Genomic DNA, 9,963 nt, shown 5'->3' with positions numbered 1-9,963 from the left:
GCTATCTAGCAGCTCTCTCACTGTGTCCGGGGTAAGATTGAGTTTCTCTCTCGATTCGGCTATCTTCTGGCCGAGGTTCGCGGCCTCACTCCTGACGTTCAACAGGTCTCTTGTCAAATCATCTCTCATCGCGTCCAGTAGTTTTTCGTCCATCTTCTCAATCCCGAGCATCTGCTTCTGAATCTTATCCGCGATCACAGGGTTCATCGTGGTCAAATCTTCGCGGATCTGTTCCGCCTTTCTCACTATAGTTTTCAGGAACTGGCTATCTGAATCGTTTTTGTATACGGGGTGATATATGGTGACGTTGCGAGACTGACCGTGTCTGTCTATTCGGCCGTTTCTCTGTTCGAGTCTTATTGGATTCCAGGGGATCTCCATATGGAACATATATCTGCAGTGTTGCTGAAGGTTTATTCCTTCAGAGGCGGCATCGGTTGCGACGAGTATTCTCGCGGGTGATTCGTCTGGATCGGTTTCGAACATCGCCTTTATGGCCTCTCTTTTTTCCATTTCCATACCGCCATAGAGCTGGAGGATTCTCCCCTCTTCAACACCGTGATCGATCAGCTGGTCTGTGATGTACTCCATTGTGTCTTTGAATTCGGAGAATATGACGACTCTTTCGCGATTCCAACGGCCGTTCTCCTTGAGGTTGTTGTCTATCCATCTGATAAGCTCTTTCACTTTACTGTCTGGCTTGTTTCTGAGGCGGGAGGCGACGCCTATAAGTTCACTCAGGTAGTTCTTACCGTTATCGGTTGCCGTAGCGCTTATTAACTCCTGTTCGGTCTGCTCTCTGACGACGTCGTTATCCCAGTCTTCGTCAAGCCTATCCATAATCAGCTGGAGGTACTTCGGAGAGTCTTTCGCATCGTTCAAGTGTTCCGTGTGAACTACAATTGAATTGTAGAAGGCTCTTGGTGAAGAGAGAAGCCTCTTCTTCAGGATCGTCATAGCGAACTCGAGAGGCCTGTTTTTCTCGCCGTTTCCTCCACCACTAACCCTTTGGTGAATGTATTGATTGAGTAAGCTCAACGACTTCTTCTCGTCCTCTGAAGGATCTATGTCTAAGGGAACGATCTCTCTGCCTGCAAACATTGCACGACCGAGAGAGTCTTTAACGCCTGTTGGGCCCCTCTTCAATCTTCGTACCATTATTCGATCTAACCTTCTTTTGAAGCTGGCTTTATTGAGCGCTGGATCTTCCCCTCTGTTGAAGCTTAGAGGATCCAGCATATCTAAAAAGGCGACAAAGGATTCCTTTCGTCCATTGTGGGGTGTAGCGGTAAGGAAGATCTTATGCTCGAAGTGTCTTCCTATCTCATTGAGCATCTTCGTCCTGTCTGAATCTCGATAGTACTTCTTCGTTGGTTGGGGCATAGCGTTGTGGGCTTCATCTACTACCAGGAGATCCCAGGAGCGGATATACTTACCCGAATTAAGCTCGCAAGAGCGGAGAAATTCTGTCTTCCTGCCCTCCATCTTGATAAAGTCCATTGAGGCGATTATCCTGGGGTAGGCTAACCAGGGGTTGACGTTTATCCCGTACTCCCTCTTGAATTTCGTTATCTGGTTGCTATCTACTATTTTGAAGTCAAGTCCGAATTTATTTTCCATTTCCCACTGCCACTGGAGCTGTAAAGATGCCGGGCAAACAAGAAGTATCCGGCGAGCCTTGCCTCTCAGAATGAGTTCCTGGATTATCATACCTGCTTCAATTGTCTTACCCAGGCCAACATCGTCTGCTATGAGAAGGCTTATCCTTGGCATAGACAGAGCCTTGATCACTGGCTCTAGCTGAAATGTCTGCTGCTGTATGGCACCGTAAAACGGAGCCCGAATAACACCCCCGCCGAGTATGCTCTTGTTTGTCCATCTCAGGGCATTGACGAAGCTGTCGAATACTGCGGGAGTGTCGAGTGAATTGCCAATGTCGGGGAGTATGTTTTCGGGCAGAACCTGGAAGTCAACTTCTCTTTCAAATACGACGGATGTCTTGCTTCCCTGATCCGAATCTTCTAAGCTCTCTAATGTCACCAGCGTTGCGGGGTTAGATACTACATCGTCAGAAAACGAAACATCACTGATAAGCCAGATTCTGTCCCTAACTCTGGCAAGTCTTCCAGCTTCTGGGATATTAGCGCCCATACTACACCTACCCTGCATATTCTCGCTATTTCTTCTCTGTAGCTGAAGTTTATCATTATTGGGTATTAATTCCGAAACCTAACAGATTAGCCGTTTACTTTATCCGAAATCACCCAAGTACTTATGGCCGGACCAGGAGAAGCTTTTATGCGCGCCAGGCTCGATGATTGATAAGAGAATACCACTTCGGAAATCAACCACAATCGCCAACAACCTTCAGTGACAGGAATTCACGGAACAGAGTTTGACTTTGTATAGAATGTAACAACTGCTATATTAATTGTATGAGTGCATTGCACTTCTTTCTGTATATTGCCTGAGTCTTCACGTGCTTACTTAAAGTGCGAAGCCTCGCTATAGGGGTAAAAGTATGAAAAGCAGATTCTTCGGATTTTGTTTGCTCTTGTTGCTAACAACTGGCATTTTTCTATTGACAGGATGTCCTCCTCATCAAAGTAGACTTCCCACAGTAACTAAGGTAAGTGGGCCGACCGGAGAGGTTTCTCAGAGCAGTAGCACATTCACTTAGAGTGGGAGCGATCCGGATGGGACGATTACAAAGTACGAGTATAGAAAGGATGGAGGGAGCTGGACAAAGACGGAAGAATAACGACTGACATAACGAAGGCACTCGGATACAGCTGCCGACTGAAGCCGAATGGGAATATGCGGCGATGGGAGGGAACAAGAGCAGGGGTTACGAGTATGCTGGAAGCAGTACCGTCGGTGACGTTGCCTGGTACGATTCGAACTCGGGGAGTAAGACCCAGGAAGTCGGGAAGAAGGCGCCTAACGAGCTGGGCCTGTACGATATGTCCGGAAACCTATGGGAATGGTGCAGCGACTGGTTGGAAACTACTCCAGTTCTGCACAGACGAATCCATACAACAGCATTGGTTCCTGTCGGGTGTTTCGCGGTGGCAGTTGGTACTGCAGAGTGTCTTTCGTATGGGTAGCTTACCGCGACAACGTCTCGCCCTCTGCCACGAGCAGCGGTCTGGGCCTCCGTATTGCAAGGGCTTTGCCCTGATTATGTTTTAACCTTTTTACATTTTTACCCTTTACTGCGTTTTCTAGCGCCGGGCACGGAGTAGCCAGCTGTTATAAATTCAACTCAACATAGATATCGTTCAGCTGATCCTGGGTTATCCCAATATATCTAAGGGTTATTGCAGGAGAAGAATGGTTTAGCATTTTCTGTATATATTCCAGCGCTACGCCTTTCTTGTACAGGTGATAGCCAAAAGTCTTGCGGAGAGTATGCGTCCCTATTCCGTCATTCAGTCCCACCATATTGGCGTATCTGTTTAGCATCTGCCACGCGGCTATTCTTGTTATAGGTTGTAGGGTGCCGTCGGCTGTTTTGCAGGAGGAAAATACCGGATCTTCGGGAGATACACTTTCGTGGGAATCGTAGTAGAGCTTCAACGCTTCCGCGACTGATTTGTTTATCATAAAGTTTTTTATCTTCTTGGTCTTAATCTCCACAACATTCAACTGGTCCCCTGACTTCAGTAGTCTTCCACCACCGTTTATAAAACTGCACCACTTCAAAGCGAGTATGTCAGATATACGAAGGCCTGTATTTATTCCCAAAACGAACAAAAGAAGGTCCCGGTAATTGGATTCACCCTTCATAATTGACTTCATCGCATCGATTTTCTTCGTATCCCTAATTGGCTGCACTTCCTTCATAACTACACCTCGTAAAACGCTCTCTAACGCATTTTCTTTTGTCGCACCTTCATATATGTATTAGCACCATCAGAAGCGCAGAATGGGGCGTTTAATAGGGAAATAGACCGAGCTGGACCGGCTTGGAGTCTATCTTATCCCTCAAATACCTCGGTTTAACCACTGAATAATGGTGTCTATGTCTTATCCTGAGCTTATTATGTACATATCTGGTTGCCATAGCCTGGTTCGGGAATATTTTAGTCACGAATGTGGCGCGCTCGGAGAGCCGCGCGAAAATGATGGTAACCGGATACCCGGTAAAGGTACTCTGGCGTTCATCGCTTATGAAATAGAACCTCTTCATATTGTTCTCGGGCATCACTTTCTCCAGGTAAACCGATGGCATTTTAGGCCTCCGTGTCTAAATTCAGTAATTTAACATAAGTAGATAATATCACATACTGTGTAAAATGCTAAATCAAAGAGAGCAAACAGAAGAGGTAGAGTTTCGAATGAAGCCTTTACTGGGATTGGGCTAGAAGAGAACAGATGAATTTAACATAATACTCTTAAGTTAAATTGCTTAGTGGATACACTCGCTCTGAAAGGTGTGTCTGTTACGGCTAGGTTTTCAGGGTAGATGGGCTATGATTTCAGCATAAGCTTTGAACCGGTTATTAAACTGAAGAGGGGATGGTTTTTTGTGTATTCTTTCGATAGCGTAAAGAAGATACTCGAAACTTCAATAGACAGTCTCGTGGATAACTTCATAAGAGAGCCTTACATCCATCGCTGTGAGCACTCCCTTCACTGTGAGCTATATACTATGTTAACTTCCCACAGAGCTTTGCAGGGTTTGTACCCTATAGGAAACAGCCCGTATAAGGCTTCGCTCGTTCACAAAGAGTGGCCAGAGCCTCTACGGAGAAAAGGAAAGCGTGGTAGAGGGAAAGTTGATCTCGCCATTTTGAATAGGGAAGACCTTATGGATCCCGTAGCAGCAAGTAAGAAGTCTGGACTGTTACCTCAACGGGTTCGACCATTCAAAGAAATAGAGGTCTTCGCTAGGGGCTTTTTAATGCCGGCCTTTGTTGTTGAACTTGGCCTCAATTACGAAGTTGCTACCCACCTGAAGCCAGATCACGATAAACTTATAAACAGCGGTTACAGCAAAAGCATTCAGGATAAGGCAGCTTATCTAGTACACTTCTGGCAACCGCGCACGCGCAATGGAATACCTGAAAAGGAGTTAAAGGCCATAAAGGATTTTATTGCCAACGGTCCTCAAGTGGAAATCGCAGTTGCGGTGTTTGCTAAATCCCACGTATGGGTCAAGCATTTATCGGACAAAGGGATCACGGAAATACCTATCTGACGACAAGTTACTTCAGAAAGACTATCATTCTTTCTTCGAGAAACCCGCAGCTTTTTAGCGGCATAAGGAAAGTCACGAGATTATTTCCGCTAGCTTTGTGGTGCATATAGCTTTCGATAAGCAAATCCCCTTCTTGCCTAATAACACAGCACCCAAGCGCATTGGAATCGTCCTGTATAAAGAGGGGGCTATAAAAGGGGTATTATATGAAAACACGAAAAGAGCATAGATATCTCAGAAGAATACATTTCTACAGAGGGGAAGTAAAACTATGGGAATAATTTTTATACTTCCTTTCTTGATACTCTGGTTCTTACCTACTTATGCTATAAAGCCTATGAGGTATTTTATAGCTGGGCTGATCATATTGGTTCTAATTATTGTGTTCCTCTTTTCTGGCTAATTTTCTTTCCTAAACATATCCGATAATGGCAGTTCGGAGTCTCTCGGGGATTACAGAGTAACCGGGAATTCTTTTGTAATGCCGGATCTTCAGTATATAGTCCAATTCTGTCTGTCGGGTCTATACGGTCAATTATAAAGGGTCGTAGAAAGCCAAGTATCAGTATCTCTTGACTATCTCCATGCCTGTATGGATTGACACGAAAGATGGGTGTATAATTTACACATAGTGTGTATAAGGCGGTGATCGCATGAAGGATATTCAGGAAACGAAAAAGAGACACAATATCATGATGACGCCTTCTTCATGGAAGGTTCTGAAGGAGCTAGGTCGTGTACAGGGCAAAAGCGCCAGTGAAATCATTGAGACGGCTCTATGGAATCTCATAAAGACCGAAGGCTACAACTCTCTGTACTTCAAGATAATGGCTAACGCCGAACCATGCGACCCCGAAGAGAATGAGGAACTCACAAGGATACTGGATCAGATGACGGAAGAGGATCTGGAAATCGTCGATAGCTATGAGTTACCGGATTAGCTTCACGAGAGTGGGCAAACGGCAACATGAAGAGCTCAATACCGCGGTCAAGAATAGAATAGACAAAAGCTTCCAACAGCTTGTAGATTACTACGACGGAAAGGCGATGGAGAAACCGGACGTTAAAAGTCTTTCGGGTAAATACTACGGACTACTTCGATTGAGGGTCGGTGATTACAGAGTCATTTTCCAGGTGCGAGGAGATGAGTTTGTAATTCTTGTGGTTCAGATAATCAAGCGCGGAGATGCATATAGATAAGAGAAGTTTCTATAGATCCCTTTCTGTGATCTAAAAACCAAATCTGCTATCATTCTAATGTTAGCTTCTATTTTCAATGGAATCCTTTTCACAGGGGTCTTGCTTCAGGACTTGCGGGAACGCGATGTTCCAATTTTTGCAGTTTTGGCACAGACAAACTCTAAAACACAAATTTGTGTTAAATAGGGTCAGACTCCATTTTCACACTAAACGAGAAATCGAAGATAATTCTGTGAGGATATTCCTAAGGATAGAAAAGAAAGGTTAAGCGGAGCCCTTTGCCTGCTCCGCCCACGGGGACACCCCCATGCAATGAAATTATATCACTTTGCCATCCTTTGGAGAGAGTAATCTCTCTTGTGTTAAATAGGGTCAGACTCCATTTTCACACTAGTCTCTAGGGTACTACACAAGATTCACGGAGATAATGCAACAACTCGTCAGAAATGACCCCGGGAGACTGGATTGGCAAAGAGATTTAGGTGTGAGTTTGAACAACATCGGAAGGATCTACGAAGACTTCGGCGAAACTGAGAGGGCTCTAGGATACTATGTTAGGTCTAATGAAATTTTGGACGCCCTGGCTAAGAAAGATCCATCCAGGATGGACTGGTGGAGAGATCTGGGTGTGAGTTTGAACAACACTGGAATGATGTACGAATTTCTTGGCGAGGGAGAGAGCGCGATTGGATCGCTACACTAGATTCATTGAAATAATGGAAGAACTCATCCGGAAAGACCCTGACAGAATCGACTGGCAGAATGACCTCTCGGTAGGTCTCAGTAACGCAGGAAATATATGCAGAAACCTAAGCGAAAACGACAAGGCTCTGGAGTATTTCGCTAGATGCGTTGAGATACGAGAAAATCTAGTTAAGAAAGACCCCGATAGGACTGAATGGCAGAGAGATTTGGGAGTGAGCCTTAACAACGTCGGAAGTCTGTACGAGAACCTCGGTGAGCTTGAGAAGGCTTTAGGTTATTACAAAAGGGTTCTGGAAATAAGAAGAACTCTTGTTGATAAAGAACCTGGAGTTGTCGACAGGTGTGTAGGTCTCGCCTTTGCACTTCTAGACATGGCGAGGATTACCCAAAACGACGATCAGAAAAGAGAATTCGAAATGGAAGCACAATCAATAACAAGATCACTTTTACAGAGCGGTGCGAAACATCGCGAACTCAATGTATTGAGAAGCTTCTTTTCATCATGAATACTGAGTATAAGAAAACCGAGAGACAGGAGGTATCCATATGGAGAGTCTCGTAAAGTGGGGTAACTGGAAGTTAATCGGAATTCTCTTTGTTATATGCTACATCATCGGAACTATCGGCTGGGCATTGTACGAACCTTCGCTCCCTGTCTCTTCGGCATTGTACAAATCGATTCAGTTGTTCTCATTGAACACGAATTTTCCAGTGTATCCAATCCCCTGGATTCTTGAGATTGCGAGATTCTTCGCTCCGATAATAGCGGTTGCAATTGTCTTGAAGTTGATTATCTCTCTGGTCTGGAAGACAACCAGAGACCTTAAGTTACTTGGGATTAAGAATCATATAGTCATCTGGGGACTGAACGCTGAAACAAATTATCTGCTTGAAAACCTCCTCGGAAACAGCAGCAGAATCGTCCTCATCACTAGCACGCATGAAATGAGCGACTTTCCAGCCTTAAAACCTGCAAGGAGGCTAACAGTAATATTCGCTGACGAAGCAGAGAGTCTCTCAGACAAGACGAGACTTTGTCAGAAAATACACCTGGAGTCGGCGAAAAGTGTCTTTGTCATGACCAGTGATGATGCGAATAATATTGAAACTGTCGAGAAGATAGAGGCCTATCTTGACGGATGTGAGAAGAAAAGAGTAGCACTGGAAGCGAGAAAAACTGAAAACATAAATTGTGAACTGCAGGTCTTCGTTCACATAGACGATGAGCATACGATGAATTTCATGAAGCACTGCAAGGGTAACGACGCAAAGAGAAATGTGTCCATATCATTTTTCAACACGAAGAGAATGCTCGCCCGGCATCTTATAGACAAGTTCTCTCCCGACAGGTACAGAAGAATACGTGAAGGTGATTCCGTACCCGCCACAATCCTTGTAGTCGGTCTGAGCGATCAGGGCGCGAAGATCATGACGGAAGCGGCTCTGTTATACCATTTTGCGAATCACGTAAAACCGAGAATCGTTGTATCTGATAGAGATGTGAAGAGAAGGATGAGGTCGATCTACGAGAACTACCCGTTACTGGGGAACGTCGCGGAAATAGTAGAAGTGGAGTTTCTTGACCTTATCAGGAGTGAAATCGACTGGGAAATCTTCTCAACAGTTTCCTCGTGCTTCGTAACGACAGAAAACGAGGGAGAGAGTTCGTTCGTTGCCAGAAAGCTCAGGCAGATTTTTGAGGTAAAAGCAGACAGCGATGTAGAGGGCCATGGCAGAAAAGTTTCAACAGTACCAGCAATAGTAGCCGTAATACCTATACTTTCGAGGTTTTTAGACATAGTTCCAGAAACCAGAGAAAAGCTGGAGACCGTGAATATAAACATCTCAAATCCAGGAGAAGTGCTCAACACGGATAACCTGTTCTCAACTAACGAAGAAATAGAAAAGATAGCCATGTACTTTCACTGGGAGTACAACAAGGGAAAAGATAAGACACTCGACAAGGTCTGGAACGAACTGGAAGATTCCGAAAAAGACTCCAACCGTTACGCTGCAAGACACTTGCCGATCAAACTGAGGTTTCTGGGCGCGAAGATAACCGATACTGCAACTGATTGCCCAACATTCAATCAGAATACAGTCACAGAAGATCAAAAGAGGACAATGCACATTATGGAACACAGAAGATGGATGGCATATAGAGAACTTAACGGATTCGTTTATGGCCAAAAGTGGTTCAAAGAAGATGGAAAATCGAACAAGGAGGTCATGAACATCTTAATGATAAACAACAGCATAAAATCATGGGATGAGTTGGAACCGAATATCAAGGAGATAGACTCGCTTTTTGCCAGTGCTGGCCAGGCAATAGCGGAACTGAATAAGAAAATCGTGGTAGACTGCCACAAGAGCTAAAGAGAATAATAATAATATCCATTCAGGAGAAAGAACCGGGAGGGCTCACGTTGCCAGAAAGACAATTAATAGTATTCATAAGCTACGGTCGTGACGACGATCATGAAGAACGCTAAGTCGAAAAACACCTTCAAGGAGTATCGAATTAAACCTTAATTATCCATAGAGTCTCCAATATCTCCTGCGTCTTGTCGCGCTTGCGGGCTACTCCGTGCCCGACGCTCGCAGCCGCAGCAAAGGGTAAAAATGTAAAAAGGCCAGAGTGTAAATCAGAACACCGTCCTGCAAATACGGAACCCGAGGTAGCTGCCCGCGTAAGTGGGCGAGCTGTGGCCGCGATACGCTACCCGTACGACCGCCGCATTGTTGTAACAGCCACCGCCACGATTCACCCGATAGGAACCACTATTGCGAGCTGCAGTATCCTCCATACCAGTCAGAGCACCACTCCCATACGTTCCCGGACATATCGTAGATTC

General features: G+C 45.0%; 11 protein-coding genes. 7 read left to right on the top strand and 4 right to left on the bottom strand.

Annotated elements, in window-relative coordinates; all coding sequences use genetic code 11:
- Positions 1–2,151: DISARM system SNF2-like helicase DrmD (drmD, locus tag B3K91_RS02890; RefSeq protein WP_292593968.1), on the bottom strand; the 2,151-nt coding region annotated here is incomplete at its 3' end.
- 674 nt (positions 2,152–2,825) lie between these two features.
- Here drmD and B3K91_RS02885 point away from each other — a divergent pair.
- The gene (locus tag B3K91_RS02885; RefSeq protein WP_292593967.1) at positions 2,826–3,107 is read left to right on the top strand and encodes a formylglycine-generating enzyme family protein; all 282 of its coding nucleotides are present in this window, start codon (positions 2,826–2,828) and stop codon (positions 3,105–3,107) included.
- Positions 3,108–3,252: 145 nt separating this feature from the next.
- Here B3K91_RS02885 and B3K91_RS02880 read toward each other — a convergent pair whose 3' ends face one another.
- On the bottom strand, positions 3,253–3,846 hold the full coding sequence (locus B3K91_RS02880; protein ID WP_292593966.1) for a site-specific integrase: 594 nt from the start codon (positions 3,844–3,846) through the stop codon (positions 3,253–3,255).
- Between the two features lie 91 nt (positions 3,847–3,937).
- Complete coding sequence (locus tag B3K91_RS02875; protein ID WP_292590517.1) at positions 3,938–4,234, bottom strand: WGR domain-containing protein; 297 nt, start codon at positions 4,232–4,234, stop codon at positions 3,938–3,940.
- A 297-nt stretch (positions 4,235–4,531) separates the two neighbouring features.
- Here B3K91_RS02875 and B3K91_RS02870 point away from each other — a divergent pair, with 297 nt between their 5' ends.
- From B3K91_RS02870 to B3K91_RS02845, 6 genes are all read left to right on the top strand, one after another.
- On the top strand, positions 4,532–5,203 hold the full coding sequence (locus tag B3K91_RS02870) for a hypothetical protein (RefSeq protein WP_292590518.1): 672 nt from the start codon (positions 4,532–4,534) through the stop codon (positions 5,201–5,203).
- 653 nt (positions 5,204–5,856) lie between these two features.
- Positions 5,857–6,144 (top strand): hypothetical protein, encoded by a 288-nt coding sequence (locus tag B3K91_RS02865; RefSeq protein WP_214061460.1) that lies wholly within the window; start codon positions 5,857–5,859, stop codon positions 6,142–6,144.
- Entirely contained in the window at positions 6,128–6,403 is a 276-nt protein-coding gene (locus B3K91_RS02860; RefSeq protein ID WP_292590521.1) for a type II toxin-antitoxin system RelE family toxin, read from the top strand. Before B3K91_RS02865 ends, B3K91_RS02860 begins: the two co-directional genes overlap by 17 nt.
- 427 nt (positions 6,404–6,830) lie before the next feature.
- Positions 6,831–7,106 carry a hypothetical protein gene (locus B3K91_RS02855; protein ID WP_292593965.1) on the top strand — a complete coding sequence of 92 codons (276 nt, stop codon included), beginning with the start codon at positions 6,831–6,833 and terminating at the stop codon, positions 7,104–7,106.
- On the top strand, positions 7,090–7,614 hold the full coding sequence (locus tag B3K91_RS02850) for a tetratricopeptide repeat protein (RefSeq protein WP_292590498.1): 525 nt from the start codon (positions 7,090–7,092) through the stop codon (positions 7,612–7,614). The genes B3K91_RS02855 and B3K91_RS02850 overlap by 17 nt, the downstream gene beginning before the upstream one ends.
- 40 nt (positions 7,615–7,654) lie before the next feature.
- Complete coding sequence (locus B3K91_RS02845; protein WP_292590500.1) at positions 7,655–9,484, top strand: hypothetical protein; 1,830 nt, start codon at positions 7,655–7,657, stop codon at positions 9,482–9,484.
- A 405-nt stretch (positions 9,485–9,889) separates the two neighbouring features.
- On the opposite strand, the gene B3K91_RS13655 is transcribed toward B3K91_RS02845, so the two are convergent.
- Positions 9,890–9,952, bottom strand: a complete 63-nt coding sequence (locus tag B3K91_RS13655) for an SUMF1/EgtB/PvdO family nonheme iron enzyme (RefSeq protein WP_292592216.1) — start codon at positions 9,950–9,952, stop codon at positions 9,890–9,892.
- Between the last annotated feature and the right edge of the window lie 11 nt (positions 9,953–9,963).

The sequence above is a fragment of the Mesotoga sp. UBA5847 genome (assembly GCF_002432735.1).
Classification (GTDB): domain Bacteria; phylum Thermotogota; class Thermotogae; order Petrotogales; family Kosmotogaceae; genus Mesotoga.
The sequence above is the reverse complement of the archived record's forward strand: the minus strand, read 5'-3'. Positions and strand labels throughout refer to the sequence as shown.